Here is a 26,299-nt window from a genome sequence, read left to right as displayed (position 1 = left end):
GCCCAAGGTTCGAAGAACTCTTCCAAACGGGGCGGCCGCTCCTCCACCATGGGCGGCATGCCCCTGAACGACATGCCGTGGTGGCGCTGGCGCAGCAATGTGCGCTCGGCGCTGCACATGCTTTCCGATCCGGCGTTCCACGAGGACACCTGGCTGGCCGGCGACGAAGGGTACGGCGACGTCACCGACGCCGTGTACCGGCTCGTCGAGGACACGTGGCTCGACAGCTGGTCGGCGGAGAAGTACGTCGGCACGATCTTCCGCGACTCGCAGGAAGCGGCCCTCGTCGACCTCGCCGTGCTGCGCGTGCTCCGGATCCTCCACCAGGTCGGCCCCGACGCCCCGGTCTCCGTCTACCTGGAACACCACGCGTGGCCCGAGGCGGTCCGCGCCGCGCGCGAGGCGCACGTACGGCTCGCGCAGGCCGACGGGGACGATCCGGACGTACGGCCCACCTCGCTGGAAGTGTTGAAGATCCTCACCCGCGCGGTGTGAAAGGCTGTGCGGTCATGAGCGACCCGCACAACGAGGCCCAGGCCCAGCAGCAGCCCCAGTACGTCCTGACCGTGTCCTGCCCCGACAAGCAGGGCATCGTGCACGCCGTGTCGAGCTACTTGTTCATGACCGGCTGCAACATCGTGGACAGCCAGCAGTTCGGAGACCGGGAGACCGGGCTCTTCTTCATGCGGGTGCACTTCGAGGCCGAGTCTGCGGTGACGGTGGAGAAGCTGCGGGCGAGCTTCGCCGCCATCGGCGAGTCCTTCAAGATGGACTGGGAGATCCACCGCTCCGAGGAGCGCATGCGGATCATCCTGATGGTGTCCAAGTTCGGGCACTGCCTCAACGACCTGCTGTTCCGCTCGCGGATCGGGGCCCTGCCGGTCGAGATCGCGGCCGTGGTCTCCAACCACACCGACTTCGCCGAGCTGGTCGCCTCGTACGACGTGCCGTTCGTGCACATCCCGGTGACGAAGGACACCAAGGCCCAGGCCGAGGCGCAGCTGCTGGAACTCGTACGCGCCGAGAACGTCGAGCTGGTGGTGCTGGCGCGGTACATGCAGGTGCTGTCCGACAACCTCTGCAAGGAGCTGAGCGGGCGGATCATCAACATCCACCACTCGTTCCTGCCGAGTTTCAAGGGCGCGAAGCCGTACCACCAGGCGCACGCGCGCGGTGTGAAGCTGATCGGCGCCACCGCGCACTACGTGACGGCCGACCTCGACGAGGGGCCGATCATCGAGCAGGAGGTCGAGCGGGTCGGCCACGAGGTCACCCCGGACCAGCTGGTGGCGGTCGGACGCGACGTGGAGTGCCAGGCGCTCGCGCGCGCGGTGAAGTGGCACAGCGAGCACCGCGTACTGCTGAACGGCTCCCGCACGGTGGTCTTCGCCTGACGCACGGGGCCTGACGCACGGGGCCTGACGCACGGCGCCTGGCGCGGGGGCGCGGACGTACGGCGCCTGGCGGGCGGGCGCCTTCACGTGCGGACCCGGCGCGCGCACTCCCGCGTCGGATCGGCCGGCCGTGGCGCGGGCCGGGCGCCGGGGGCGTCGCCCCCGGATCCCCGCGCCTCGATGGCCGGCGAAACAGGCGCACCTGCCCGTGGAGCCCTGCCCGTCACCTGTGCGGGGCGGCGGGGCGGCGGGGCGCCGGGGCCACGGGGGCATCGGGCGGTCGGCGGTCCGGGACTCGCGAGCTCCCCGCAGGCGTTACGCGTCCGGGGCTTCCACCCCGCAGTACCCCGCGAAGGCGGCCAGGATCTCGTCCTCGGAGATGCGGCCGTCGCCGTCGGGGTCGAGGGCCAGCGCCACCTGCTCGGCCAGCTCGGGCGCCGTGCCGAGGACGCGCAGCACCCGGGCCGCAGCCGGCGGCGTCGCGCCGAGGCCGTCCTCGTCCGCCACCGCGATCACGGCCCGCAGGAACGGGCGCGCGATCTCCGCGAACCGCTGCGGGTTGTCGCGCAGCCGCTTGGCCGCCCCGGTGATGAACTCCTCGCGGGACACCCGCTGGTCCCCGTCGACGTCCGCGATCCCGGCCATTCCCTGCCAGAACGCCTCGGCGCCGCCGAAGACGGCCTGGCCCTTCTCCGACCGTGCGGCGGTACCGAATTCGGCCAGGACGGCCTTCGCGGCCGCGCTGAAGTCCTCCCGGTCGATGAAGCCGGACCCGTCCTGGTCGAAGGTGGCGAATCGGGCGGCGATCTTGCGCTCGTATTCTGAGCTGTCCATATGCGGCGTTCCACCTTCACGTGTGCGTGGGGTTCAGATCAAGACAAGGCAGGAGCGTAAGGCCTAGTTGGCCTGCACGTTAAGCGAAGCGGTCAAGCAGGCGGCCGCATCGAACCCGCGCACGGGGAGCGCGGCGGGGCGCGTACGCGTGTACCCATGTGCCCTCGACCGCACCACCGTTCACGCCCTGCAACGCCCCTATCACGCAGGGCCCACTTCCGAGGGGAGCTTCGCCCAAAACAGGCGCGATCCGCCAGGTGCCCACTACATTCGATGCGTCGACACACGGCTGGGGGCACTTATGCCGAAGGACGTACCACCGCGCTGGGACCGCCGCATGCAGCAGCGCCTGGCCCGCGGCGAGGCCGCCGCGCTCGGCGAGCTCTACGACCGCTTCGCCTCGCTCGTGCACAGCCTGGCGCACCGCGTGCTGGGCGACGAGAAGGCGGCGGACCGGATCACCCGCGAGGTCTTCGGCTACATCTGGGAGAACCCGGACGCCTACGACCCCAAGCAGGGCTCCATGCGCTCCTGGGTCGCCAGGATCACCCAGGGCCAGGCGGTGGCCCGGCTGCGCCAGGCCGAACTGGGCCGGGGCTCCCGCGAGGAGCTGGAACAGAAGGTGCGCAGCGCCAACGCCGCCGCCCGCGCGGACTACATCGTGACCTCCATGCCCGCGCCGCTGCGCGCCGCGCTGGAACTCGCGTACTTCAAGCGCCGCGACTACCGGCAGGCCGCCGCCGACCTCCAGATCAGCGAGGACGAGGCGCGCCGCAGGCTGCGGCTCGGGCTCCAGCTGCTGTCGACCGCCAACGCCCTCCCGCAGGAGGACGCCGCCCAGTCCGGTTACGGCCCGCGCGAATACGGAACACCCCGATGAACGGCCCCGCCCAGTCGCCCGACGACGGATACGAGCGTCCCGGCGGCCAGGCACGGATACCGGGCCCGCGCGGGCCCGCCGACGACCTCGACCCGCAACACGCACCGCGGCCGATGCCGTTGGCGCTGCCGGAAGCGCCGCCGGCCCCGCCGCCCTCGCACGCCGTGCTCAAGTCCCTGCTCGGCGCGTGGGCGCTGGCCGCCTGCTCGGCCGAGGAGACCCGCGCGGTGGAGGACCACCTCACCGAGTGCGCGCCCTGCGCGGAGGAGGCGCTCCGGCTGCGCGACGCGGTCGGACTGCTGCACCCGGAGGAGACCCTCGACCTCAAACCGCTGCTGCGCTCGCGCGTGCTGGAGGACTGCCTCGGCAAGCGGCCGGCCCGCATTCCGATACCGGCCTGGGCGAGCCCCTACGACACCGAGACCGCGCGGCTCGACGCCCTGCTCCAGGACTTCGGCGACTCCGAGTGGCACACCCCGGTACGCCTGAAGTGGTTCGAGGAGGAACGGCGCCGGTCACAGCGGACCACGGTGGCCGGCGTGATCGGTCACCTCCTGACGGTCGACGGGCTGATCGCCACCGCGCTCGGGCTGGACGACCCGCTGGGGTCGGACGCGCCGCCGGGCGGCCCGACCGTACGGACCGAGTACTTCTGGGGCGCGTCGTCGTATCCGGCGACGCGCCAGGTGCGCGAGCCGTGGCGGGAACAGGGCCACACGCTGGTCCGTACGGTGTCCTTCGCGGGCCGCGGCGTCGCCGAACTCGCCGTGGACTACGGCGGCTTCGCACTGCCGCTCGGTGACGCCTTCCTGGAGCGGGCCTTCGAGTGCTGGGTGCACGCGTGGGACATCGCGGACGCGGTGGACTACCCGTACGAGCCGCCGTCCGGGCCGCACCTGCACCGGATGATCGACCTGGCGGCCCGGCTGCTGCCGGGCGCGCTCGCGCAGCGGCGACGCGCGGGCCTGGCCGCCCCGGCGCGTGGCCTGGTCGCTGCGGGAGCGCCCGGGCGGACCCTGCACCTGGAGATCGAGGGCGCGGGTGGTGGCGGCTGGGACATCGCGCTGGACTCGCCGGGGGCGAAGCCGTCGGTGGAACGCACGGTGGCGGAGATCGCCCTGGACGGCATCGAGTTCTGCCAGCTGGCGGCCGGCCACATCTCGCCGGAGGACGCGGCGGTCGGCCAGCACGGCGACCGCGAGGCGATCCGCGACGTCCTGTTCGCGGCGGCCTCCCTAAGCCGGCTGTAGGGGGCGGGGACGGGACGGGGCTACGGCCGGTACGGGCATCTCCGCACGCGGCGCCTCCACCCACGCGGCTCCACCGCCAGGCGGGGGGTCGCGGGCCGGTGTCGGCAGGGTGAGGGGCGGCTTCGGAGGCGGGAGCTGCTCGGTCGGTAGCCGGAAAGAGGTGGGGGCTTCGGGGGGTGGGAGCCGCTCGGACGGGGTCGGAAGGCGCGGGGGACCCGAGGGGCGGGAGACGCCCGGACGGGCGCGCAGAGGGCAAGGGTGGCTTCGGGAGGTCGGGAGCCGCTTGGGCGGTGTCGGAAGGCGCGGAGGGCGCGGGGGGCGGGAGACGCCCGGACGGGCGCGCAGAGGGGCAAGGGTGGCTTCGGGAGGTCGGGAGCCGCTGGAGCGGTATCAGGGATGTCCTGGGGGTTTCCCGTCAGTCCCATCGTCTCTCCGTGTCGGGCCGGTCCCTCAAGGGCGCTCGTTCCTCGCGTCGCTTCGCGATGTCGCTGCGCTCCACCCTTGACCGACCGTCCCGCCACGGAAATCCGAAAGACTGCCGGGAAGCCCCCGAAGGAACGGGCCGGGGATCGAGCAAGAGACGGGGCGGCCAGCGATGCGCGGGCGGAGCCCGGTGCGCCCCAAATCGCTACGCGCTCCTGTGAGACGGCGTCCGCGAGCCCCGTGGGCTGGGCATAGGCCGCCATCGATCGCTACGCGCTCCTGCCGGACGGCGTCCGCGAGTCCCGTGGGCTGGGCATAGGCCGCCATCGATCGCTACGCGCTCCCCGACGACGGCGTCTCGCCCTCATCTGGGGCTGATGGGGGGGCGATATCGAGGGGCGGAAGGGTGATCCATCGGCTCAGCCGAACTCAACCCCCGTCAAGACAACCATGAGATCCCCGCCGCCGGTACAGACGGGGACAATTGGGGTGAATTGGCGGCTCTTTGAGGCGCGCACTCACCCAGACCTGGATTGGCATCGCTCCAGCCGTCATCTGACGCTTTTCCACCCCACACAGGGGGCCGGACGCCGTCCGTGAAGAGTGGAGGAAAGTTTCTGCGGCCCGTGACCAGCCCAAGACGGATCGCAGACGCGTGATCGAGGAGCGCGCAGCGGTTGGTGGCGGCTTATGCCCAGCCCGAGGGGCTCGCAGGCGCCGTCTCGCAGGAGCGCGTAGCGATCTGTCGCGCCTATGACCAGCCCGAATGGCTCGCTGACGCCGTCTCGCAGGAGTGCGTAGCGATTTGGGGCGGCTTATGCCCAACTCGCGGGGCTCGCTGACGCCGTCTCGCAGGAGCGCGTAGCGATTGGGGGCGGCTTATGCCCAGCCCAGCGGGCTCGCAGGCGCCGTCCGGCGGCAGCGCGTAGCGATTGGGGGCGCACCGGGCTCCGCCCGGACGCATCCGACGCCCCGTCCCTGAAATCTGGTCCCGGCCCGTTCCTCTGGGGGCTTCCCGGCAGTCTTTCGGATTTCCGGGGCGGGACGGTCGGTCAAGGGTGGCCGAAGGCCATCACGAAGTGACGCGACGAAGGAGCGCCCTTGACGGGCCGGCCCGACACGGAGAGACGATGGGACTGACGGGAAACCCCCAGGACATCCCTGATACCGATCCAGCGGCTCCCGACCTCCGAAGCCCCCCCGCGTCCTTCCCGTCGCCGCCCCGGTGGCTCCCGATCTCCCGGAGCCACCCCCTGCTCTCCGTCGCCGCCCCGGTGGCTCCCGACCTCCCGAAGCCGCCGCCCCGCCCCCGCCCCCCGCCCCCTACGCGTAGCGCTCGCGCAGTTTGTATTTCAGGACCTTGCGCAGGGCCTCGTTGCGGGGGAGGGGGGTCAGGAGTTCCAGTTGTTCCGGGAGTTTGTGGGTGGCCAGGCCCTCCGTGCGGAGGTAGGCCGTGAGTTGGGGGAGGGTGAGGGGGGCGGCACCCTCGGGTTGTTCGATCACCGCGCAGACGCGTTCGCCGCGGGTCTGGTCCGGGAGGCCGATGACCGCTGCGTCCGCGACGCCCGGGAGGCGGTGGAGGAGGTCCTCGATCTCCTTGGCGGAGATGTTCTCGCCCTTGCGGATGATGACGTCCTTGCTGCGGCCGGTGAGGACCAGGTAGCCGTCCCGGGTCAGGTGGCCGAGGTCGCCGGTGATCAGGTAGCCGTCGTGGTCGAAGACCTCGGCCGACTGGTCCGGGTTCAGGTAGCCCTGGCAGACCGCCTCGCCGCGCAGGCGTACCTCGCCGTCGGTGTCCGGAGGGAGAGGGGTGCCGTCGGGGGTGGTGATGCGGATGGACATGCCCTCCGGGGGGCGGCCCTCGGTGGTGGCGAGGTTCTCGGCGGTGTCGTCCGGGGCGCCCATGGTGATCATGGGGACTTCGGTCATGCCGTAGCCGTGGGTGAGCTGGCAGCCGAGTTCGCGGACCACCGCGTGGTAGATCTCGGGGGGTTTCGGGGCGCCGCCGCCCGCGAGGAGGCGGAGGGTGGGGATGAGGGGGACGTCGGGGGCCTTGCGCTGTTCCGTGAGGAACGTGGAGTAGAAGGCGGTGGATCCGCCGGCGACGGTGACCCCGTGGCGGCGGTAGCCGTCGAGGGCGTCCGGCATCGCGAACTTCTCGAAGAGGACCGCGGGGAAGCCGTAGAGCAGCAGCATCACGGTGTAGTCCGGGCCGGCTATGTGGGCGTAGGGGAAGGCCATCGAGCCGACGTCGGACGGGGTCAGGTGCAGGGCGTGCGCGAGGCAGGAGCCGCCGGCGATGAGGGAGCGGTCGGTGTGCAGGACGCCCTTGGGGTCGGAGGTGGTGCCGGAGGTCCAGTAGATCCAGCGGACGTCGGTGCCGGAGGCGGGCGGCGGGGGCAGTACGGCCGGGTCGCCGTCGGGGAGGGAGGCGTAGGCCTCGAAGACGCCGCGGGCGCCGAGCCGCCGGGCCATGGCGGGGTGGTCGTGGCCCCGCCACACCCCGGGTGTCGCGAAGAAGTCGGCCTTGGCCTCGCGGAGTGCGAAGCCGACCTCGCGGTCGCGGTAGAAGGGGATGACGGGGGTCTGTACGGCGCCGATCCGGGCGAGGGCGACGGAGAGCAGTACGGTCTCGATGCGGGTGGGGAGCTGCCAGGCGACGACGGTGCCGGGGCGTACGCCCATGTCGTACAGGCCTGCGGCGACGCGTTCGGAGCGGTCGCGCAGTCCGCCGAAGGTGAGCGTGCGGTCGGCGGCGGGGTCTTCGGCCGCTTCGATCAGGACGGTGGTGTCCGGGGTGAGTGCGGCCCGGCGGGTGACGAGTTCCCACAGGGTGCGGGAGCGGCTCAGTTCTGTCGCGGTCGCGGTGTCCGTCATCCCAGACCTCTCTTCGGCCATCCGCCAATAACTGACGCTCAGTCAGATCTGGCGCAGAGCGTAGAGCGCCGACGCTTGTCGGTCCAGGGGTGGCGGGGCTAGCTTGTTTCTGACGATCCATCAGATCGGCATGGGATCGGCACGGAATTGGCACGGGATTCGCACCGGATTGGGGAGCCCATGGAACTGCCTCGAATCATCAGCGTCGACGACCATGTGATCGAGCCCGCGCACCTGTTCGAGGTCTGGCTGCCCGCCAAGTACCGCGACCGCGGTCCCAAGGCGCTCACGGCAGGCATCGGTGAGCTCCAGTACACGGGCGGCAAGTACGTGATCTCCATGGATCCGGACGGCCCGCCGACCGACTGGTGGATCTACGAGGACCTGAAGTTCCCGTACAAGCGCAACATCGCCGCCGTCGGCTTCGACCGCGACGACATGACGCTGGAGGGGATCACCCGTGAGGAGATGCGAAAGGGATGCTGGGACCCCAAGGCGCGCCTCGCCGACATGGACCTCAACCACGTCGAGGCCTCCCTGTGCTTCCCGACCTTCCCGCGCTTTTGCGGGCAGACCTTCGCCGAGGCACACGACAAGGAGGTCGCCCTCGCCTGCGTGCGCGCCTACAACGACTGGATGGTCGAGGAGTGGTGCGGTGACAGCGGCGGTCGGCTGATCCCGCTGTGCATCATCCCGCTGTGGGACATCGACCTGGCGGTGGGCGAGATCCGGCGCAACGCGGCCCGCGGGGTGCGCGCCGTGACCTTCTCGGAGATCCCGACCCACCTGGGGCTGCCGTCGATCCACTCCGGCTACTGGGACCCCTTCTTCGCCGTCTGCCAGGAGACGGGCACGGTGGTCAACATGCACATCGGGTCCAGCTCGCAGATGCCCGCGGCCTCCCCGGACGCGCCGCCCGCCGTGCAGGCGTCGCTCAGCTTCAACAACGCGATGGCCTCGATGATGGACTTCCTCTTCAGCGGAGTGCTCGTGAAGTTCCCGACGCTCAAGCTGGCTTACAGCGAAGGGCAGATGGGCTGGATCCCCTACGCCCTGGAGCGCGCGGACGACGTGTGGGAGGAGCACCGGGCCTGGGGCGGGGTGCGCGACCTGGTTCCCGAGCCGCCGTCGACGTACTACTACCGGCAGATGTTCTGCTGCTTCTTCCGCGACAAGCACGGCATCGCCTCGCTCGACGTCGTCGGCCGCGACAACGCGACCTTCGAGACCGACTACCCGCACGTGGACTCGACCTTCCCGCACACCAAGGAGGTCGCCCTCGACCACGTGCGGGGGCTGGACGAGGAGACGGTCTACAAGCTGATGCGCGGCAACGCCATCCGCATGCTCGGCCTCGGCCTCGACATGGACAGGGACCGGGACATGGACAGGGACCCGGACAGGGACCGGGACCGGGACCGGGGCCGGAACAAGGGCGCGGGCCGCTGATGGACCTGACGTACACCGACGAGGAGCGGGACTTCCGGGCGCGGCTGCGCGAGTGGCTCGCCAAGACCCTCCCCGAGCTGCCCGCCCGGCCGTCCCCGGACGACTGGCCGGGCCGGCGCGCCTACGACCTGGGCTGGCAGCGCAGGCTGTACGAGGCCGGGTACGCCGGCCTGCACTGGCCCGTGGACGCGGGCGGCCGCGGCGCCACCCCGACCCAGCACCTGATCTTCCTGGAGGAGACCGAGCGCGCCGGCGCGCCCTACGTCGGCGCGAATTTCGTCGGGCTGCTGCACGCCGGCCCGACCATCGCCGCCGAGGGCACGGCCGCGCAGCGGGCGCGCTGGCTGCCGCCCGTACTGCGCGGCGACGAGGTGTGGTGCCAGGGGTTCAGCGAGCCGGGCGCAGGCTCCGATCTGGCCTCCCTGCGGACGCGCGCGGTCCGCGACGGCGACGACTACGTGGTCAACGGGTCGAAGATCTGGACCTCGCACGCCGAGGTCGCCGACTGGTGCGAACTGCTCGTGCGCACCGATCCCGAGGCCCCCAAGCACCGCGGGATCTCCTGGCTGGCCATGCCGATGGACGCGCCGGGGGTGACCGTACGGCCGCTGCGCACGCTCGCCGGGTCGACGGAGTTCGCCGAGGTGTTCCTCGACGAGGTGCGGGTCCCGGTCGCCGACCGGATCGGCGCGGAGAACGACGGCTGGCGCGTCACCATGGTCACCCTGTCCTTCGAGCGGGGCACCGCCTTCGTCGGCGAGGTCGTCGCCTGCCGCCGCACCCTGGGCGAGCTGGCCCGTACGGCGAAGGCGAACGGCCGCTGGGACGACCCGGCGCTGCGGCGCCGGCTGGGCCGGCTGTACGGGGAGTTCGGCGCGCTGTGGCGGCTGACCCAGTGGAACGTGAGCGAGGCGGAGCGGTCGGCGGGCGGGGTCCCCGGCATCGGCGGCTCGGTCTTCAAGCTGGCCTACTCGCACGCCCGCCAGGAGCTGTACGACACGGCGGCGGAGGTCCTGGGGGCCGCGTCGCTGTCCCTGGAGGAGGAGTGGACCCTGGACCGGCTCTCCTCCCTCTCGTACACGATCGCGGCGGGTACCTCGCAGATCCAGCGGAACATCGTCGCCGAGCGGATCCTCGGCCTCCCGAAGGGGCGGTGAGCGGGGTGGACTTCCAGCCGACGGAGGACCAGCGGGCCCTGCGGGCGGGCGTACGGGGCCTGCTGGAGGGCCGGTACGGGCGGGAGGCGCTGCGCGCCTCGGTGGACACGGGCGTCGCCGTGGACCGCGGGTTGTGGCGGGAGCTGGGCGGGGCGGGCTTCTTCGCGCTGCGGCTGCCGGAGTGCGAGGGCGGTGTGGGGCTGGGGTTGCCGGAGGCGGTGCTCGTCTTCGAGGAGGCGGGGCGGGCCCTGGTGCCGGGGCCGCTGGTGGCGACGCACCTGGCGGCCGGCGTGGTGCCGGGGGCCGCGGCGGGAACGGCCGTGGTGACCGCCTTCGACCTGGGCGGTGACCTGGTCGCCCACCTGGGCGAGGCGGACGCGGTGCTCGGCGCGGCGGAGCTGCCGGACGGAGAGCCGGTGCGAGCGGCGGACCCGCTGACACCGCTGCACCGGGTCCCGCGGCGCGGCGACGTCGGCCCGTACGTGCCGGAGGGGGCGCTGCTGACGGCCGCGCTCCAGGTCGGGAGCGCACTGCGGACGGTGGAGCTGGCGGTGCGGTACGCGGGCGAGCGCGAGCAGTTCGGGCAGCCGATCGGGGCGTTCCAGGCGGTCAAGCACCTGTGCGCGCAGATGCTGGTGCGGGCGGAGGTGGCCCGTACGGCGGTGTACGCGGCGGCGGTGACGGGCGGGGCGGGAGAGGTGGCCGCGGCGAAGCTGCTGGCGGACGAGGCCGCCGTCCACAATGCCCGGGCCTGCCTTCAGGTGCACGGCGGGATGGGCTTCACATGGGAGGCGGACGTGCACCTGCACCTGAAGCGGGCGTGGGTGCGGGCCGAGCAGTGGCGGACGGCGGCGGAGGCGGAGGAGCTGCTGGCGGCGGAGCTGCTGGACTCGGCTGGTGGCCCGCCTGCTGCAGGGTGACCCGCCCGGTGGCCCGTCCGGCGCCCGGTTGCCCGCCGTGCCGCGGTGGCCGGGCGGCTCGGTGTGACGGGTGGGGCGGGAGGGGTGCTGGTGGGGGTGCGGGATCAACGACGCGGGACGCATGTCCGATTACAGAGAGTTGATATCGCTTTGTGTCCTTCGCCCGCGGCATTACGGCCCGGAGTCAGGGGCCTACTCCGGTACGCTCCCACGAATGCGAGCGGTTGAGCGGCGTGAGCGTCGCACAGTATGCACCACGCCTACTCCTTCGCGCGGGAATATGCCCGAAGCGCTTGTTGTGGTGACTGTACGTCAACCATGCTGCTACGCAAGGGGGTCACGTTCGGTGATCCCGCCCCGTCGCGAGGCGAAGTGTCCGCCGGTTCGGATGGTGTGAGCGGTGCAGGTGCTTCAGGTTCAGCTGGAGGTAGGCGCGGATCCCGCCGAGGTCGGCCGGGCCCGCCGGTGGGCGCGGTCCCGGCTGGCGGGGTCCGGCATAGGGGACGACGAGCCGCTCGCCGAGACACTGATCCTGCTGATCTCCGAACTGGTCACGAACGCGGTCGTGCACACGGGCTGTCCGGCCGTGCTGCGCATGCTGCTCGGGGGGCCGGGGGTGCGGGTCGAGGTGGCCGACGCGAGCGACCGGGCGCCGGCCCGTCGGCAGGCCTGCGGAGAGGACACGGGCGGGCGCGGCCTGGAGCTGGTGGACGGCCTGGCCGACCGGTGGGGCTGGCAGCGCGAGGGCGCGGGCAAGCGGATCTGGTGCGAGATCGACCGCGCGCGGAAGGCGGAGTCGGACGCTGCGACGAGCGGTGCCTCGGCGAGCGGTGCCTCGGCGGACGCCTCGTGCTGCACGTCGGAAGTTCACACTCCCGTGCGGGAACCGCGCGTGTACCTCTAACGAGGTGTTGACGGTTCGTTACCTGTTGATCACCCTGGTGTGGAGCGATTCGACGCGAGGGGACGCCAAGGACACGCCTTGACGAGTGCGGGTCGCGGGGTGGCGGCTGCCGTGCCGCGCTCGGGGCGTGCATGAGCGCCGCCGCCACCCGCATCTCTGGGCGGGTGGCGGGGCGCAGGCCGGCCGCCGGAACGCAGGCCGGCCGCCGGTGCGCAGGTCAGCCGTCGGTGCAGATCACGTCGTAGGGGCGGCCCACCGACATGGTCAGCCGAATGGGGTCGGTGGTGCCGGAGGGGCACTCTTCCTTCGTCTTGACCAGGCCGAGGACCTTGAGTGCGCCCGAGCCGCCGCAGGGGACCTCCTTGGCCTGGGAGGTCACGCAGTCGCCCTTGACGAGCTGGCCGCCGCCGGCGCCCGCGTCGCCGGGGTGGTCGTTGGACACGTTGCGGCCGCAGACGGTGTTGGTGGGGATGCCGCTCGACTTGCCGCCGTTGTAGGAGATGCTCACCTCGATCATCACGTCGGTGCCCGGCGGGCACTGGATCGAGCCCGGCAGGATGCTGGCTTCCTTGATGTCGATGGCCTTGAAGGTGGCCCCGGCGTCGGAGCAGCCGGTCCGCTTGTACGCGTCGGCGCCCTTGGACGGGTCGGGGCCGCCGCAGTCGCCGACCTTCCACGCGCTGGAGGTGTCGGAGGAGGACTCGGGGGACCCGGGGTCCTTCGCCGTGGGCTTGGCGGAGGGCGAAGCGGTGGCGGAGGTGGACGTGGACGACTTGCCGTCGTCGGCGCCCAGCACCTTGGAGGCGCCGTAGGCGCCGCCGACGACCAGGGCCAGGACCAGGAAGGGGACGAACTTGTTGCTCCCGCGCCGCTGCGGGGCTCCCGGGGTGAAGGGCGGCGGCTGCGGGGGCGGGGACGCCTGGTACGGGTTGGTCATGCGCTTCTCCAGTGCTGAGGGTGGTGAGGAGCGGGGGGTGACGCGAGAACGGTGACGCGTCATGGACACAACATGGTTCCACCCGGCGTGGCGCCCGGGCCCCCGGGGTGGTCCCACCCCTCGCTACCTGCACGGACGGGTCTCAGAGGATGGCCACCGGGGCCACTGGGGTGCCGGTGCCGCCCACGAAGGGCTCGGGCATGGCGGAGAGGAAGAAGGCGTAACGGTTCTCTTCTGCACAGGCTGTGGACAGTTTTTCGAGGTCCCAGTTCTGGCCCTGGTGCATGCCCATCTCCACGAGGTCGAGGGCGTGGACCGGCAGCCACAGGTTCTCGATCTCCGGCGGGAAGATCTCGAAGGTCAGGGTGTCGTTGGCGACGGCCGCCACGTCCCGCGCGTGGAACCACTCCGGCGTACGGACGGACAGCCCGGGGGACGGGAAGCCGTATCCGTGCTTGTCGCCCGCGAGGTAGACCTGGAGCTGGCCGGTGCGGACCAGGACGATGTCACCGGCGCGGACGGTGACCCGGCCGAACTCCTCGGCCCGCGCCAGGTCCGCCGGGGTCACCGCGTGGTCGCCCGGCAGGCGGTCCAGGCCCTTCGCGCGGGCCACGTCGAGGAGCACCCCGCGCGAGACGATGGGGGTGGCCTTGTCGATGCCGCTGAACTCGGCCCGGCCGTGCGCGGTGATGGTGCCGGCGGGACGGCCGTTGTAGATCCGGCCCGAGTGTGAGACGTGGGTGAGGGCGTCCCAGTGGGTGCCCGCCTGGAGGCCCATGCTGACGGCGTCGTCGCTGCACGCCACCGTGCCCGGACCGAAGAGCTCCTGGTTGATCTGCACCATCGTGTGCAGCGGGTTGATCCGGCCGGGGATCATGCCGACCTGGACGCCGTCCTCCTTGAGGGGCAGTGCCAGGGGGATGCGGCGACCGCTGCGGATCTCCGCGGCCGCACTCCGTACGACCTCGTCGGTGATCAGGTTCAGGGTGCCGATCTCGTCGTCGGCGCCCCAGCGTCCCCAGTTGTTGACGCGCTTGGCGATGTCGTGGAACTCGGCGGGCAGGGTCATCGGCGTCGACGGCTCCTCGCGTGGATGCGGATGGATGCGTATGCGTATGCGTATGCGGGTGTGGATGCGGATGTCGATGCGGCAACGGGGGCTTGTGCAGGTGCATCTGACTACCCATAGAATCTAACGGTCCGTCAGAAAATGCGGGAAGGGGCCGACGTGGGGAACTTCTTGGCAGGCAAGGCCGTCGCCGTCACCGGCGCCGGCCGGGGCATCGGACGGGCCGTGGCACTCGCCGCGGCCGCCGAGGGCGCCAAGGTCGTCGTCAACGACTACGGCGTCGGCATCGAGGGCGGAGAGCCCACGAGCGAGATCGCCGACGGCGTCGTGAAGGAGATCCAGGCCGCCGGAGGGGAGGCAGTCGCCGTCGCCGACGACATCTCCACCATGGCGGGCGGCCAGCGCATCGTCGACACCGCGCTCGCCCGGTACGGCCGCATCGACGGCGTCGTCTGCGTGGCCGGCATCCTGCGCGAGCGGATGCTGTTCAACATGTCCGAGGAGGAGTGGGACCCGGTGGTCGCCACCCACCTCAAGGGCACCTTCACCGTCTTCCGCGCCGCCTCCGCCGTCATGCGCCGCCAGGGATCGGGCACCCTGATCGGCTTCACCAGCGGCAACCACCAGGGCTCGGTCGCCCAGGCCAACTACAGCGCCGCCAAGGGCGGGATCATCTCGCTCGTCCGCTCCGCCGCACTCGGCCTGGCCAAGTACGGAGTCACCGCCAACGCCGTCGCACCCGTCGCACGCACCCGCATGTCCGCGGGCGTCCCCATGGAGCTCAAGGAGATCGGCGAGCCCGAGGACGTCGCGGCGCTCGTCACCTACCTCCTCTCCGACAAGGCCGTGGCCGCCGGCGGCGAGCGGATCACCGGGCAGGTCTACACGATCGCCGGCCCGAAGATCGCCGTGTGGGCGCAGCCGCGCGAGCTGCGCGCCGGATACGCCGAGGGCTCCTGGACCCCGGAGAAGATCGCCGACTTCCTGCCCGGGACGGTCGGCACCGACCCGATGCCGATGCTGGCGCAGCTGGAGGCCATGGCCAAGGCGGCGGCCGCCAAACACCGCCCCAACGCCTGACGGGGGGAGCGGCGTGGACTTCAGCTTCGGGGCCGAGGACGAGGAGCTGCGCACCCGGGCCCGGGCGTGGCTGGCGGAGCGCCTCGTGGGCCCGTACGCGCAGGCCGCCGGCCTCGGCGGGCCGGGCAGCGAGCACGAGGGAGTGGAGGCCCGGCGGGCGTGGGAGCGGGAGCTGGGGCGCGGCGGCTGGATCGGACAGGGCTGGGAGGCCCCGGCCGGTGCGTACGGGCAGCGGCGGCTCTCACTGACCGGCCAGGTGGTGTGGGCCGAGGAGTACGCGGCGCTGCGCGCGCCCGGCCGGGTCGGGCACATCGGGGAGAACCTCCTCGCGCCCACCCTCATCGCCTACGGCAGTCAGGAGCAGCAGCGCCGCTTCCTGCCCGCCATCGCGCGCGGCGAGGAGCTGTGGTGCCAGGGCTACAGCGAGCCTGGCGCCGGCTCCGACCTCGCGGGCATCCGCACGGCCGCGGTGCGCGACCCGGCCGACGGGCTCTTCCGCGTCACCGGGCAGAAGATCTGGACCTCCCTCGCCCGCGACGCCGACTGGTGCTTCGTACTGGCTCGCACCGAGCCCGGCTCGCGGCGCCACCGGGGACTGTCCTTCCTGCTCGTACGGATGGACCAGCCGGGCCGCGTGGAGATCCGGCCGATCCGGCAGATGTCGGGGACCTCGGAGTTCAACGAGGTGTTCTTCGACGGGGCGGTGGCGGCGGAAGTCGTGGGCGGGGAGGGCGACGGCTGGACCGTGGCCATGGGCCTGCTCGCCCTGGAGCGCGGGGTTTCCACGCTCGTCCAGCAGATCGGCTTCGCGGCCGAACTGGAACGGGTCCTCGCGCTGTACGCGGTGTCGGGGGCCGCTCCGGGGGCCGCTCCGGGGGCGTCGGCCGACCCGGTGGTCCGCGACGGGCTCGTGCGGCAGTGGGCCGAGCTGCGCACCATGCGGTGGAACGCGCTGCGGACCCTGGGCGCGCACGGGGATCCGGGCGCGCCGAGCGTGGCCAAGCTGCTCTGGGGCGGGTGGCACCGGCGGCTCGGGGAGCTGGCGGTGGAGGTCCGGGGGGCTGCGGCCGCGGCCGGGCCGGCGGCGTGGGCGCCGGAGCTGCCGTACGAGCTCGGACTCGACGAGGAGCAGCGCCTGTTCCTGTTCACCCGCGCCGACACGATCTACGGCGGTTCGGACGAGATCCAGCGCAACATCATCGCCGAGCGCGTGCTCGGCCTGCCCAAGGAGTCCAGGTGAGAGGCGTCGTGTTCGACGGCAAGCAGGCCCGGGTGGTCGACGACCTGGAGATCCGGGATCCGGGGCCGGGGGAGGTGCTGGTCGCGATCGGGGCGGCGGGGCTGTGCCACAGCGACCTGTCGGTGATGGACGGGACGATCCCGTTCCCGCCGCCGGTGGTGCTGGGGCACGAGGGCGCGGGAGTCGTGGAGGCCGTCGGCGAGGGCGTTGCGCACGTGGCGCCCGGCGATCACGTGTCGCTGTCCACGCTGGCCAACTGCGGGGCGTGCGCGGACTGCGACCGGGGCCGGCCGACGATGTGCCGCAAGGCGATCGGGATGCCGGGGCAGCCGTTCTCCCGGGGCGGCAAGCCGCTCTTCCAGTTCGCCTCGAATTCCGCCTTCGCCGAGCGGACGGTCGTCAAGGCCGTGCAGGCGGTGAAGATCCCGGCCGACATCCCCCTCACGTCGGCGGCGCTCATCGGCTGCGGGGTCCTGACCGGGGTGGGGGCGGTCCTGAACCGGGCCCGCGTCGACAACGGCGAGACGGTGGTCGTCATCGGCACCGGCGGCATCGGGCTGAACGTGCTCCAGGGCGCCCGGATCGCGGGCGCCACGACGATCGTGGCGGTCGACGCGAACCCGGCGAAGGAGGCGGTGGCCCGGCAGTTCGGGGCAACGCACTTCATCGACACGTCCGCGGTGGCCGACTCGTCGGCGGCGGTCCGCGAGATCCTGCCGACCGGTGCCGACCACGCCTTTGAGTGCGTGGGCAACGTCAAGCTGATCCGTCAGGCCGTAGACCTCCTCGACCGGCACGGCCAGGCGGTGCTGCTGGGGGTGCCGGGCTTCGAGGAGGAGGCGTCCTTCCTCGTCTCGTCCGTGTACCTCGACAAGACGATCATGGGCTGCCGGTACGGGTCCTCGCGTCCCCAGCGCGACATCGCGCTGTACGCGGAGCTCTACCGCCAGGGCAGGCTGCTGCTGGACGAGCTGGTGACGGAGGTCTACCCGGTCGAGGACTTCGCCAAGGCCGTCGACGACGCCCACCACGGCCGGGTGGCGCGCGGGGTGCTCACCTTCTGACCCGTCCGACACGACGACTGCCGGTCCGCTCCCAGCGGGTGGACCGGCAGTTGGCCCTTCGGCAGTCGCTCAGTCGGCGAGGCGGCCGAAGCGGCCCTTGTGGAAGAGGAGCGGATCGCCCTCTCCGGCCGCGCCCATGGCCACGACCCGACCCACGACGATGAGGTGGTCGCCGCCGGTGTGGACGGCGTGGATCCGGCAGTCGATCCAGGCGGGCACGGCGTCGAGCTGCGGCGATCCGGTGACGGGGGCCGGGGTGTGGGTCACCCCGGAGAACTTGTCCGCGCCGCTGACGGCGAAGGACCGGCACAGCTCGCCCTGTTCGGCCCCGAGGACGTTGACGCAGAACACCCCGGCGCGGGCGATCCGGGGCCAGGTCGTGGACGTACGGGCCACCATGAAGGTGACCAGGGGCGGGTCCAGGGACAGCGAGGCGAAGGACTGGCAGGCGAAGCCGGCCGGCCCGTCCTCGTCCTGCCCGGGAGGCGCGGTGATGACCGTGACCCCGCTCGCGAAGTTCCCCAGTACCGCTCGGAACTCGGCGGGGCTGACCGGGGCGCGCTCGTGCTCGCCGACTGCCCGCAGGTCGGGACGCGGCAGGGCGTCGACGGACTCGGGTTCCCGCTGCGCCGAGGCGGAGGTCGGGGAGCCGACTGACCTGAGGTACCGGACGACGGTGGCCGCCATCCCTGCATGTCCCATCACACCTCCGATTGAAGCTGACGGTTCGTCAGATTGGAAGCCCGGTGCGGGCAGGACCTCCGGTACGGGACGCGGGCAGGTGTGCCGGCTGACCGGCACCCCAACGCCGGGGAGCTGCGGATCCTGCGCCGCACCGGCGCGGCGCCGCACCCGCACGGGTGAAACCGGGCGGGTGGCCGGGCCCGTACACCCGCTCGGGGGAGGAGGCTCGGCATCGTGGCAGTGACCCCGTACCGCCGCCGTACCCCGGGAGAGACCATGCTCGGCACCGACTTCCGTACCGGATCACCCAACTGGCTCGACCTCGGCAGCCCCGACACCGACGCGGCCGCCGCGTTCTACGGGGCCGTCTTCGGCTGGGAGTTCGTCTCCGCCGGCCCCGAGGCCGGCGGGTACGGCTTCTTCCGGCAGGACGGCAAGACCGTCGCCGCGCTGGGACCGCTCACCGAGGAGGGGGCCCGGTCGGCCTGGATGCACCACTTCATGACCCCCGACATCCAGGCCACCACGGAGGCCGTCCGGGCCGGCGGCGGGACGGTGCGGACGGAGCCCATGGACGTCATGGGAGAGGGGTGGCTGGCGCAGTTCACCGACCCGCAGGGCGCCGAGTTCGCCTGCTGGCAGCCCGGGAACACCGCCGGCTTCGGGGTGGCCTCCGCCGAGAACACCCTGGTGTGGGCGGAGCTGCACGTACCGGACCCGGTGGCGGACATCGCCTTCTACGCCGCACTGTTCGGGTGGCGGCAGGCCGAGATGCAGTCGCCCGGGATGACCTACCGGGTCCTGAGCACCGCCGACGGCGACCAGGAGGACGCCTCCTTCGGCGGGGTCGCCCCGCTCGGCGAGGGTGCGGGCGACGGCCAGGAGGCGCGCTGGGTCCCCTACTTCCACGTGGCGGACGTCGACGCCACCATCGCCCGCGCCCGGGAGAACGGCGGGTCCGTTCTCATGCCGGCCGCCGACGTGCCGGACGTCGGGCGGATCGGCTGGCTCGCGGACCCCGCCGGCGCGGTGTTCGCGCTGCTGAAGCCCGACCCGCGGATGTAGGGGGGTCTTGCCGATCAGGCCGGGCGCGCGGGCCTGATCGGCAAGACACCCCCTGGGCCGCCCGGCGACGGGCTCTGATCATCGGCCGAGGTACTTGGGCGTGCGGCGCTCCACGAAGCCCGCCACGCCCTCGTTCGCGTCGGCCGTGGTCATGTTGATCTCCTGAGCGGTGGCCTCGGCGGCCAGCGCGGCCGCCCGGTCGCCATCCAGCGAGGCGTTGACCAGCTGCTTCGTCATGGCGAGGGCCCGTGTGGGGCCCTGGGCGAGCCGCTCGGCCCACTCCCGGGCGGCGGCCTGGAGCTCCTCGGCCGGAACCACCTTGTTGACCAGGCCGAGCCGTGCGGCCTCGGCCGCCGGGACGGCGTCGCCGAAGAACATCAGCTCCTTGGCCTTCTGCGGGCCGACCAGGCGGGGCAGCAGGTACGCGCCGCCGCCGTCGGGGACCAGGCCGCGGCGCACGAACACCTCGATGAAGCGGGCCCCCTCGGCGGCGATGACGAGGTCGCAGGCGAGGGCGAGGTGCGAACCGATGCCGGCGGCCGTGCCGTTGACGGCGGCGAGCACGGGCTTCTCGCAGTCGAGGACCGCGGTGATCAGGCGCTGCGCGCCGAGGCGGATCATGCGGGCCACGTCGCCGGCGACGCGGTCGCCGCCGGCGGGGCCGCCGCGCAGATCGGCGCCGGCGCAGAAGCCCTTGCCGGTGGCGGTGAGGACGACCGCTCGGACCGCGGGGTCGGCGGAGGCGTCGGTCAGCAGCGTGATGACGCGTTCGCGCTGCGCCGGGGTGACGGCGTTCATGGCGTCGGGGCGGTTGAGGGTGATCCAGGAGACGTTGTTCTCGGTGCGGTGCAGGACGTCGTCCTCGGGGGCGCCGATCATGTGAAAACTCCCGTTCGGGGCGGTCTGGTGTGGTGGGTGCGGCGCCGTTGCGGAGGCGCTGCCCGGCCCCCGCGAAGCGCACGCACGGACGGGATCCGGGGCCCCGTGGGCCCCGCCCCGGGAAACGGAGAAGGAGCGGGGCGGGAGGGGCGCCGCGCAGCGGTGGCCGGGCGGCGGGGGCAGCGTCAGCGGCAGATGGCCAGGGCGTCCAGGGCGACCGCGCCCTGGCCCCGGGGAAGGACCATCAGGGGGTTGATGTCCAGCTCGGAGATTTCGTCGCCGAACTCCAGGGCCATGCGCTGGATCCGGAGGATGACCTCCACCAGCGCGTCCACGTCCGCCGGGGGCGCTCCCCGGACGCCCTCCAGGAGGGCATGGCCGCGCAGCTCCGTGAGCATGGCGCGGGCCTGGTCCTCGCCGAACGGCGGGACGCGGACCGCCGCGTCGTGCAGGACCTCGACGAGGACGCCGCCCAGCCCGACGGTGACGGTCGGGCCGAAGAGGTCGTCCTGGGTGACCCCGACGACCATCTCCACGCCGCGTTCCACCATCTGGCAGACCAGGATCCCGTCGAGCGGGACGTTCTCGTAGCGCGCGATGTCGGTCAGCTCCCGGTACGCGTCGCGGATCTGGCTCGCGGAGGTCAGGCCGATCTTCACCAGGCCGAGTTCGGTCTTGTGGCCCAGCTGCGGGCCGGAGGCCTTCATCACCACCGGGTAGCCGACCAGCCCGGCCGCGCGGACCGCCGCCGCCGCGCTCGTCACCAGCTGCTCACGGGGCACCCGTATCCCGTAGGCGCGCAGGAGCTGCTTCGCGGCGTGCTCGCTGAGCCGCTGTCCCGGCCGCATGAGGGCCTTCGCCTTGCGGTACGAGGGTGACGGCGTGCGGGGTGCGTCCTCGAAGGGGGAGCGGTAGCCGGCGGTGAAGCGGTGGTGGCCGAGGTAGGCGCGTACGGCGGTGATGCAGTTGCCGAAGGTGCGGAAGGTGGCCACGCGGGAGGAGCCGAGGAGGGTGGTGCGGTAGGCGTCCTCGGTGCCGACGGGGGAGCCCCAGATCACGCAGATCAGCTTGTCGCTCTGCTCGGCCGCGTCCACCAGGTCCTGGGCGAGCCTGTCGCTCATCGGGGGGAAGGGGCCGGTGATCGGGCAGATCAGGACGCCCACCGAGGGGTCGGCGAGGATCGCGTCGATGATCTTCCGACCGCGCCAGTCGCCGACCGGGTGGCCGCCGTTGTCGACGGGGTTGGCGACGTTCAGGTACGGCGGGATCCACTGGTGGAGTTCGTCCTGCTTGGCCTGCGAGAGGGCGGGCAGGGTCAGGCCCGCCTCGGTGGCCAGGTCGGAGAAGTGGGCGCCGGTGCCGCCGGAGATGGAGTACACGACGACGCCGTCGGCCTTGGGCCTGCGGGCCCGGGCGAGGAGGGCGGCCGTGTCCTGGAGCTCGTCGAGGCCGTCGACGCGGATGACGCCGAACTGGCGCATGGCGGCGTCCACGACGGTGTCGGCGCCGGTCAGCTTCCCGGTGTGGGAGGCGGCCGTCCGGGCGCCGGTCTCGGTGCGGCCGACCTTGACGGCGACGACGGGAACGCCGTTGCGGGCGGCCCGGTCGGCGGCGAGGAGGAAGGACCGGCCGTCCTTGAGGCCCTCGACGTAGCAGGCGATGGCACCGACCTCGGGCTGCTCGGCGAAGTAGGAGATGAAGTCGGAGGTCTCCAGGTCGGCCTCGTTGCCGGTGGGTGCCCAGTGGGACAGCCGGATGCCCAGTTCCTGGAGGGTGTAGACGGGCCGGCCCTGGTGGCCGGACTGGGTGATCAGGGCGATCGCCGGGCCGTCGAGGTCGTCGCGGAACTCCTCGAAGGCGTTGAGGTTGGTGTTGGGGCCCAGCAGGCGCAGGCCGGAGCGCCGGACGGCGGCGGCGAGGCGTTCCTGGGCGGCGGCTCCGGCGCCGCCGGTCTCCGCGAAGCCGGAGGCGAAGGCCACGGCGAACTTCACCTTGGTGTCGGCGAGTTCCTCGATGACGGGCAGCGGGTCGGAGACCAGCAGGACGGCGAGGTCCACCTGCTCGGGCAGGTCGGCGACGGATGCGTGGCAGGCCAGGCCGAAGACGGTGGGGCGGGTGGGGTGCACGGGGTGGATCCGGGCGCCGACGCGCTCCGCCCAGCCGATGAGCCGGCGGGTGATGCCGGTGTTGGGCCTGCCCTCGGTGTCGGAGGCGCCGATGACGGCCACGGACTCGGGCCGGAAGAACCGGTCCAGGTCGGGTACGTCGGCGTGCAGGGGCCGTCCGCTGACGTCCACGGGGACCGCGTCGTCGGCGGAGGGGGCCGCCGACGAGTGGACGGCCGCCCTGGGGGTCTCCCCGCAGGCCTCGACTCGTGCGCGGAAGTCGGTGGTGAGGGTGCCGTGAGTAGATCCAAGCATCGTTCCGCCCGCTCCTGCTCGATGAACCTCGATGGAACTCAATAACTGACGTGTAGTCAGATTACTGAACTGACGTGTCGTCAGGAACAGGGCTGCGCAGGAAAGCTGGTGGAGGTGATGTGGTGAACGTTGGCAGACTCCGCCGGAACCGGTCCAGAGTGCACTTCCGGCCGAGATCACCCGCGTCTCGCCGCCGGGGACCCTGGATGGGCGCCCGTGTCCGTGTCATGATCGATCCCATGACCGCTGTCCGAAAGGCCCGTGCCGCGTAGGCGGCCCAGCGCGCTGCGCGCGCAACGAGCACTGCCCCGACCGGTGTACGCGGGCGCCGAGCACTGCCGGAGCGACCGGCCGCCCGGACCGTGGCCCGCCCGCATCGACCGGCTCTCGTCGCGGACGACCGCCGCGATCCACCGCGAGGAGTGCCGCCCGTACGACGAGGGCCTCTGGCCCGGGGCGACCCTGACCGCTCTTGAGACCTGTCGCCACTTCCTGGCCCTTCCGGGCCGCTGGTTGTACCTGCGGCGGGACTACTGCGCCTGCGAGCACTGCGACCTCCGCAACGACATAGCCGTCGCCAGGGACCTCCTCCAACTGGTCGTGAGCAGGCTTCCTCCCCGTCCGCGCCGGGAGCTGGAGGCGGTGCTGGCCGCACTGGACGGGCAGCTGTGGCGCCGCACCGTACCCGACCCGTTCGCCCGCCGGCAGCCGCACCGCAGGGGGGCGTGGTGGCACCAGCGCCTGTACGACCTGGACCACCTCCTGTGACGGGCCGACGGGCGCCACTCAGCGGTCGGCCGTCTGCCGCGCCACCGCCTTGGCGATCCTCTCCGCGTCCAGGGCCATCTCCCGGAACATGCCGCTGATGGGGTTGGTGAAGCCGGTGAAGTACAGGCCCCGCGCCCCCTCGCTCGTACGGGCGCCGTGCGCGCGGGGCCGGCCGCGCTCGTCCAGCACCCCGAGGTGGCCGACCAGCCCCTCCAGCCGGCGGCTGTACCCGGTGGCCGCGATCACCGCGTCCGGGGTGATGCGCGAGCCGTCCGCGAGCACCACCTCCGGCCCGTCGAAGGACTCCACGGCGGCCACCGGCTCCACCCGGCCGGCGCGCACCGCGTCGACCAGGCCCACGTCCTGGACCGGGATCGCGCCTTCCCTGACCCTGCTGTAGAGGCCGGTGGCGGGGCGCGGGAGCCCGTACGCCGACAGGTCCGGGACCGAGGCCCTGGCCACGAGCGCGCCCAGCCGGTCCACGAGCCCCACCGGCAGTCGCCGCACGAGGATTCCGCTGCGCTGGGCGGGCCAGCCGGCGGTGGAGCGGCGCATGATGTGCGGGGCGGTGCGCACGGCGATCCGCACGCGTGCCGCGCCGCCCTCGGCGAGGTCGGCGGCTATCTCGGCGCCGGTGTTGCCGGCGCCGACGACGAGGACGTCCTGGCCGGCGTAGGGCTCGGGGTTGCGGTAGTCGGCGGCGTGCAGCAGCCGCCCGCCGTACGAGTCCGTGCCGGGCCAGTCGGGCAGTTCGGGCGTGTGGTTGAAGCCGGTGGCGACGACGACGGCCGCGGCGGTCAGCACCCGCCCGCCGCTGGCGTGCAGGGTCCAGCCGCCCTCCCCCTCGGGGCCGGGCTCGATGCGGGTCACCTCGACGCCGGTGACGAGCTCCAGCTCGTGGAACTCGGCGTACTTCTCCAGGTAGCGCACGACGTTGTCGCGGGAGACCCAGCGGCCGAACCGGCGCGGCATCGCCAGGCCCGGGAGGGCGGAGAGCCGGCGGGTGGTGTGCAGGTGCAGCCGGTCGTAGTGGCGCCGCCAGGACGTGCCGACGGTGTCGGACTTCTCGACGACCACCGCTCGGACGCCGCGGGCGCGCAGGGCGGCGGCCGCGGCTAGGCCGCCGGGGCCGGCCCCGATCACGTACACGGGACGGGGCTGGGTGGTCATGTCGACTGCTGGTGTGGGGACTCCGGGCATGAGGTGTGATCGTATCGCCACGCTGGGTTGATGGGTCTCGGACGAGGAGGGAATCGATTGCGGATCGGTTACGGCCGGGGCTCCCGGGCCCGTGCGCGGAAGCCGTGGCCGGCCGGGGCCTTGCGGGATCGCTCCGCATCCGCTGAACTGACGTACCGTCAGATCGAGGGTGAGAGGGGTGGGTGCTGCCGATGCAGACCGTCTGGCTCAGTGGGGCCGAATGGCTCGCCGTGCTCCGGATAGGCCTCGGCCTGTGGTGGCTGGAGAGCTGGCGGCACAAGGACAAGAAGGGCTGGTTCGAACGCGGCACCGGCATCGCGTGGGCCGCCGACGTCGCGAACAAGCACCGCTGGACCTTCGTCAAGAGCGGCTTCCACCGCATCGTCGCGCCGCGGCCCAAGGCGATGGCCTACACCGTCGTCTACGCGGAACTCGCCCTCGGACTGGGCCTAGTGTCCGGCTTCCTGACCCCGATCGCGCTGATCGGCGGACTCCTGCTGAACCTCCTCTACCTGGTGCTGATGATCCACGACTGGGCCGAGCAGGGACAGAACGCGATGATGGCGCTCATCTCGCTCGTCGCGCTCCTCGCCATGTCCTGGCAGACCTGGTCCCTCGACGCGGCGATCGGACTGTTCCTGTGAGCGGCACGGCGCGCCACGACCTCCCCGAGACCGACGACTTCACCCGCCCCTACTGGGACGCGGCGGCGCAGGGCCGGCTCCTGCTGCGCCGGTGCGGCGACTGCGGGCGGGCACACCACTACCCGCGCGAGTTCTGCCCCCACTGCTGGGCCGGCGAGGACCGGGTTACCTGGGAGACCGCGAGCGGCCGGGCCACCCTCTACACGTGGTCGGTGATCCACCGCAACGACCTACCGCCGTTCGGCACGCGCGTCCCCTACACGGCCGCCGTCGTCGACCTGGCCGAAGGACCGCGGATGATGACCGAGGTGGTGGACTGCGAGGCGCCGGACCTGCGCATCGGCATGCCGCTGACGGTCACCTTCCGCGAGAGCGCGGACGGGGTGTGGACGGCGGTCTTCCGGCCGGAGCCCACCCCGGCCTGAGGGGTCGCCGGGCCCCTCACGGCCAGAGCAGCTCGCGGACCCACGACCCGCCGGCGGCGCGCCGGTAGCGCAGACGGGTGTGCCTGCGGGCGGCGTCCCCCTGGAAGAACTCCACCTCGGCGGGTGCCAGTACGTACCGCGTCCAGGTCGGAGCCGGCGCGTCCGGCTCCGACCCGGCCCGCTCCCAGGCGGCCGCCGAGGCCCGCGCCAGCTCCTCCACGGAACCCAGCACCTCGCTCTGCCGCCCCGTGAGCGCGGCCGCCAGCGCACCGCGCGAACGGACCGCCAGGTCCGCCCGGCTCTCCTCCGCGCCGCATGCGGTGACCTCGCCCCTCACCCGCACCTGCCGGCCCACCGACGGCCAGTAGAACCCGAGCGCCGCCTCCGGCCGCGCGGCCAGCTGCACGCCCTTGGCGCTCGTGGCGTGCGAGGCGAAGTGCCAGCCCCGCCCGTCGACGTCGTGCAGCATCAGCGTCCGTACGTCGGGCCGCCCCTCGCCGTCCACCGTGGCCAGGCTCATCGTGTGCGGCTCCGGCTGCCCCGCCCCCGCGGCGTGCACGAACCACTCCCGGAACAACGCCACCGGCTCGCTGGGCGCGGCTGCGGTGTCGAACTCCGGGAGCGGGGAGTCCCACACGCGCAGGGCGTGCAGGACGGCACGGAATTCCTCGTCGCTGATCTCGCTGATCTCGCTGCTCATGCCGCCCAGGCTAGTTGCGAGAGGAGACGCAGGTCA

The 26,299-nt window shown here is 72.6% G+C and carries 24 protein-coding genes; 15 read left to right on the top strand and 9 right to left on the bottom strand.

Annotated elements, in window-relative coordinates:
- The first annotated feature begins 48 nt into the window (after nt 1-48).
- Both ACZ3X1_RS20220 and purU read left to right on the top strand, forming a co-directional pair.
- Nucleotides 49-495, top strand: coding sequence for an SCO4402 family protein (locus ACZ3X1_RS20220; protein ID WP_030902465.1), 447 nt, complete (start codon nt 49-51; stop codon nt 493-495).
- 14 nt (nt 496-509) lie between these two features.
- Entirely contained in the window at nt 510-1,394 is an 885-nt protein-coding gene (gene purU, locus ACZ3X1_RS20215) for a formyltetrahydrofolate deformylase (protein ID WP_356815083.1), read from the top strand.
- 315 nt (nt 1,395-1,709) lie between these two features.
- Here purU and ACZ3X1_RS20210 read toward each other — a convergent pair whose 3' ends face one another.
- Nucleotides 1,710-2,228, bottom strand: coding sequence for an EF-hand domain-containing protein (locus ACZ3X1_RS20210; protein WP_356815082.1), 519 nt, complete (start codon nt 2,226-2,228; stop codon nt 1,710-1,712).
- Nucleotides 2,229-2,529: 301 nt separating this feature from the next.
- Here ACZ3X1_RS20210 and ACZ3X1_RS20205 point away from each other — a divergent pair, with 301 nt between their 5' ends.
- Both ACZ3X1_RS20205 and ACZ3X1_RS20200 read left to right on the top strand, forming a co-directional pair.
- Entirely contained in the window at nt 2,530-3,108 is a 579-nt protein-coding gene (locus tag ACZ3X1_RS20205; RefSeq protein WP_030855644.1) for a sigma-70 family RNA polymerase sigma factor, read from the top strand.
- Nucleotides 3,105-4,358: a maleylpyruvate isomerase N-terminal domain-containing protein gene (locus ACZ3X1_RS20200; RefSeq protein ID WP_467280496.1), complete on the top strand. Its 1,254-nt coding sequence runs from the start codon at nt 3,105-3,107 to the stop codon at nt 4,356-4,358. Before ACZ3X1_RS20205 ends, ACZ3X1_RS20200 begins: the two co-directional genes overlap by 4 nt.
- A gap of 1,746 nt (nt 4,359-6,104) precedes the next feature.
- Here ACZ3X1_RS20200 and ACZ3X1_RS20195 read toward each other — a convergent pair.
- Nucleotides 6,105-7,658: a class I adenylate-forming enzyme family protein gene (locus ACZ3X1_RS20195; protein WP_467280495.1), complete on the bottom strand. Its 1,554-nt coding sequence runs from the start codon at nt 7,656-7,658 to the stop codon at nt 6,105-6,107.
- 180 nt (nt 7,659-7,838) lie between these two features.
- Between ACZ3X1_RS20195 and ACZ3X1_RS20190 the strand changes: the two genes are divergently transcribed.
- The 4 genes from ACZ3X1_RS20190 to ACZ3X1_RS20175 all read left to right on the top strand — a co-directional run bounded on the left by ACZ3X1_RS20190 (nt 7,839) and on the right by ACZ3X1_RS20175 (nt 12,088).
- The gene (locus tag ACZ3X1_RS20190; RefSeq protein WP_467280494.1) at nt 7,839-9,107 is read left to right on the top strand and encodes an amidohydrolase family protein; all 1,269 of its coding nucleotides are present in this window, start codon (nt 7,839-7,841) and stop codon (nt 9,105-9,107) included.
- On the top strand, nt 9,107-10,264 hold the full coding sequence (locus ACZ3X1_RS20185; RefSeq protein ID WP_467280493.1) for an acyl-CoA dehydrogenase: 1,158 nt from the start codon (nt 9,107-9,109) through the stop codon (nt 10,262-10,264). The genes ACZ3X1_RS20190 and ACZ3X1_RS20185 overlap by 1 nt, the downstream gene beginning before the upstream one ends.
- A 5-nt stretch (nt 10,265-10,269) precedes the next feature.
- Nucleotides 10,270-11,184, top strand: coding sequence for an acyl-CoA dehydrogenase family protein (locus ACZ3X1_RS20180; protein WP_467280569.1), 915 nt, complete (start codon nt 10,270-10,272; stop codon nt 11,182-11,184).
- Between the two features lie 400 nt (nt 11,185-11,584).
- A complete protein-coding gene (locus ACZ3X1_RS20175; protein WP_356813018.1) occupies nt 11,585-12,088 on the top strand; it encodes an ATP-binding protein in 504 nt (167 codons plus the stop codon).
- 217 nt (nt 12,089-12,305) lie between these two features.
- On the opposite strand, the gene ACZ3X1_RS20170 is transcribed toward ACZ3X1_RS20175, so the two are convergent.
- Nucleotides 12,306-13,025 carry a hypothetical protein gene (locus tag ACZ3X1_RS20170; RefSeq protein WP_356813017.1) on the bottom strand — a complete coding sequence of 240 codons (720 nt, stop codon included), beginning with the start codon at nt 13,023-13,025 and terminating at the stop codon, nt 12,306-12,308.
- A 142-nt stretch (nt 13,026-13,167) separates the two neighbouring features.
- Nucleotides 13,168-14,094: a cyclase family protein gene (locus tag ACZ3X1_RS20165; protein ID WP_467280491.1), complete on the bottom strand. Its 927-nt coding sequence runs from the start codon at nt 14,092-14,094 to the stop codon at nt 13,168-13,170.
- Nucleotides 14,095-14,253: 159 nt separating this feature from the next.
- Here ACZ3X1_RS20165 and ACZ3X1_RS20160 point away from each other — a divergent pair, with 159 nt between their 5' ends.
- Genes ACZ3X1_RS20160 through ACZ3X1_RS20150 form a run of 3 tightly spaced genes read left to right on the top strand, consistent with a single transcriptional unit; the run spans nt 14,254 to nt 17,478 of the window.
- Nucleotides 14,254-15,174, top strand: coding sequence for an SDR family NAD(P)-dependent oxidoreductase (locus ACZ3X1_RS20160; RefSeq protein ID WP_390076327.1), 921 nt, complete (start codon nt 14,254-14,256; stop codon nt 15,172-15,174).
- A 13-nt stretch (nt 15,175-15,187) separates the two neighbouring features.
- Nucleotides 15,188-16,414, top strand: coding sequence for an acyl-CoA dehydrogenase family protein (locus ACZ3X1_RS20155; protein ID WP_467280490.1), 1,227 nt, complete (start codon nt 15,188-15,190; stop codon nt 16,412-16,414).
- A complete protein-coding gene (locus ACZ3X1_RS20150; RefSeq protein ID WP_467280488.1) occupies nt 16,411-17,478 on the top strand; it encodes a Zn-dependent alcohol dehydrogenase in 1,068 nt (355 codons plus the stop codon). The genes ACZ3X1_RS20155 and ACZ3X1_RS20150 overlap by 4 nt, the downstream gene beginning before the upstream one ends.
- A gap of 69 nt (nt 17,479-17,547) precedes the next feature.
- On the opposite strand, the gene ACZ3X1_RS20145 is transcribed toward ACZ3X1_RS20150, so the two are convergent.
- Complete coding sequence (locus ACZ3X1_RS20145) at nt 17,548-18,165, bottom strand: flavin reductase family protein (RefSeq protein WP_467280568.1); 618 nt, start codon at nt 18,163-18,165, stop codon at nt 17,548-17,550.
- A 273-nt stretch (nt 18,166-18,438) separates the two neighbouring features.
- On the opposite strand from ACZ3X1_RS20145, the gene ACZ3X1_RS20140 reads away from it, so the two are divergent.
- Nucleotides 18,439-19,227, top strand: coding sequence for a VOC family protein (locus ACZ3X1_RS20140; protein ID WP_356813046.1), 789 nt, complete (start codon nt 18,439-18,441; stop codon nt 19,225-19,227).
- A 78-nt stretch (nt 19,228-19,305) separates the two neighbouring features.
- On the opposite strand, the gene ACZ3X1_RS20135 is transcribed toward ACZ3X1_RS20140, so the two are convergent.
- Together ACZ3X1_RS20135 and ACZ3X1_RS20130 are read right to left on the bottom strand one after the other, a co-directional pair.
- Entirely contained in the window at nt 19,306-20,106 is an 801-nt protein-coding gene (locus tag ACZ3X1_RS20135) for an enoyl-CoA hydratase/isomerase family protein (protein WP_467280487.1), read from the bottom strand.
- A gap of 185 nt (nt 20,107-20,291) precedes the next feature.
- Nucleotides 20,292-22,526 carry an acetate--CoA ligase family protein gene (locus tag ACZ3X1_RS20130; RefSeq protein ID WP_467280486.1) on the bottom strand — a complete coding sequence of 745 codons (2,235 nt, stop codon included), beginning with the start codon at nt 22,524-22,526 and terminating at the stop codon, nt 20,292-20,294.
- A 261-nt stretch (nt 22,527-22,787) separates the two neighbouring features.
- Between ACZ3X1_RS20130 and ACZ3X1_RS20125 the strand changes: the two genes are divergently transcribed.
- Nucleotides 22,788-23,294 carry a hypothetical protein gene (locus ACZ3X1_RS20125; RefSeq protein WP_467280485.1) on the top strand — a complete coding sequence of 169 codons (507 nt, stop codon included), beginning with the start codon at nt 22,788-22,790 and terminating at the stop codon, nt 23,292-23,294.
- 18 nt (nt 23,295-23,312) lie between these two features.
- Here the strand turns inward: ACZ3X1_RS20125 and ACZ3X1_RS20120 are convergent, their stop codons facing one another.
- On the bottom strand, nt 23,313-24,494 hold the full coding sequence (locus tag ACZ3X1_RS20120) for a flavin-containing monooxygenase (protein ID WP_356813008.1): 1,182 nt from the start codon (nt 24,492-24,494) through the stop codon (nt 23,313-23,315).
- A 191-nt stretch (nt 24,495-24,685) separates the two neighbouring features.
- Here ACZ3X1_RS20120 and ACZ3X1_RS20115 point away from each other — a divergent pair, with 191 nt between their 5' ends.
- Nucleotides 24,686-25,138 carry a DoxX family protein gene (locus ACZ3X1_RS20115; RefSeq protein ID WP_356813007.1) on the top strand — a complete coding sequence of 151 codons (453 nt, stop codon included), beginning with the start codon at nt 24,686-24,688 and terminating at the stop codon, nt 25,136-25,138.
- On the top strand, nt 25,135-25,563 hold the full coding sequence (locus tag ACZ3X1_RS20110) for a Zn-ribbon domain-containing OB-fold protein (RefSeq protein ID WP_356813006.1): 429 nt from the start codon (nt 25,135-25,137) through the stop codon (nt 25,561-25,563). Before ACZ3X1_RS20115 ends, ACZ3X1_RS20110 begins: the two co-directional genes overlap by 4 nt.
- Nucleotides 25,564-25,579: 16 nt before the next feature.
- On the opposite strand, the gene ACZ3X1_RS20105 is transcribed toward ACZ3X1_RS20110, so the two are convergent.
- Nucleotides 25,580-26,263: a pyridoxine/pyridoxamine 5'-phosphate oxidase gene (locus tag ACZ3X1_RS20105; RefSeq protein WP_467280484.1), complete on the bottom strand. Its 684-nt coding sequence runs from the start codon at nt 26,261-26,263 to the stop codon at nt 25,580-25,582.
- Nucleotides 26,264-26,299: the final 36 nt, after the last annotated feature.

The organism is Streptomyces sp. NPDC023541 (assembly GCF_055559995.1).
This window is presented reverse-complemented; position numbering and strand designations above follow the sequence as displayed.

What these genes read in the sequence shown, in the direction of transcription:
- ACZ3X1_RS20220 (WP_030902465.1), top strand. Translation starts at nt 49, where the DNA reads ATGGGCGGCATGCCCCTGAACGACATGCCGTGGTGGCGCTGGCGCAGC.
- purU (WP_356815083.1), top strand. Translation starts at nt 510, where the DNA reads ATGAGCGACCCGCACAACGAGGCCCAGGCCCAGCAGCAGCCCCAGTAC.
- ACZ3X1_RS20210 (WP_356815082.1), bottom strand. Translation starts at nt 2,228, where the DNA reads ATGGACAGCTCAGAATACGAGCGCAAGATCGCCGCCCGATTCGCCACC.
- ACZ3X1_RS20205 (WP_030855644.1), top strand. Translation starts at nt 2,530, where the DNA reads ATGCCGAAGGACGTACCACCGCGCTGGGACCGCCGCATGCAGCAGCGC.
- ACZ3X1_RS20200 (WP_467280496.1), top strand. Translation starts at nt 3,105, where the DNA reads ATGAACGGCCCCGCCCAGTCGCCCGACGACGGATACGAGCGTCCCGGC.
- ACZ3X1_RS20195 (WP_467280495.1), bottom strand. Translation starts at nt 7,658, where the DNA reads ATGACGGACACCGCGACCGCGACAGAACTGAGCCGCTCCCGCACCCTG.
- ACZ3X1_RS20190 (WP_467280494.1), top strand. Translation starts at nt 7,839, where the DNA reads ATGGAACTGCCTCGAATCATCAGCGTCGACGACCATGTGATCGAGCCC.
- ACZ3X1_RS20185 (WP_467280493.1), top strand. Translation starts at nt 9,107, where the DNA reads ATGGACCTGACGTACACCGACGAGGAGCGGGACTTCCGGGCGCGGCTG.
- ACZ3X1_RS20170 (WP_356813017.1), bottom strand. Translation starts at nt 13,025, where the DNA reads ATGACCAACCCGTACCAGGCGTCCCCGCCCCCGCAGCCGCCGCCCTTC.
- ACZ3X1_RS20165 (WP_467280491.1), bottom strand. Translation starts at nt 14,094, where the DNA reads ATGACCCTGCCCGCCGAGTTCCACGACATCGCCAAGCGCGTCAACAAC.
- ACZ3X1_RS20145 (WP_467280568.1), bottom strand. Translation starts at nt 18,165, where the DNA reads ATGGCGGCCACCGTCGTCCGGTACCTCAGGTCAGTCGGCTCCCCGACC.
- ACZ3X1_RS20140 (WP_356813046.1), top strand. Translation starts at nt 18,439, where the DNA reads ATGCTCGGCACCGACTTCCGTACCGGATCACCCAACTGGCTCGACCTC.
- ACZ3X1_RS20135 (WP_467280487.1), bottom strand. Translation starts at nt 20,106, where the DNA reads ATGATCGGCGCCCCCGAGGACGACGTCCTGCACCGCACCGAGAACAAC.
- ACZ3X1_RS20130 (WP_467280486.1), bottom strand. Translation starts at nt 22,526, where the DNA reads ATGCTTGGATCTACTCACGGCACCCTCACCACCGACTTCCGCGCACGA.
- ACZ3X1_RS20120 (WP_356813008.1), bottom strand. Translation starts at nt 24,494, where the DNA reads ATGCCCGGAGTCCCCACACCAGCAGTCGACATGACCACCCAGCCCCGT.
- ACZ3X1_RS20115 (WP_356813007.1), top strand. Translation starts at nt 24,686, where the DNA reads ATGCAGACCGTCTGGCTCAGTGGGGCCGAATGGCTCGCCGTGCTCCGG.
- ACZ3X1_RS20105 (WP_467280484.1), bottom strand. Translation starts at nt 26,263, where the DNA reads ATGAGCAGCGAGATCAGCGAGATCAGCGACGAGGAATTCCGTGCCGTC.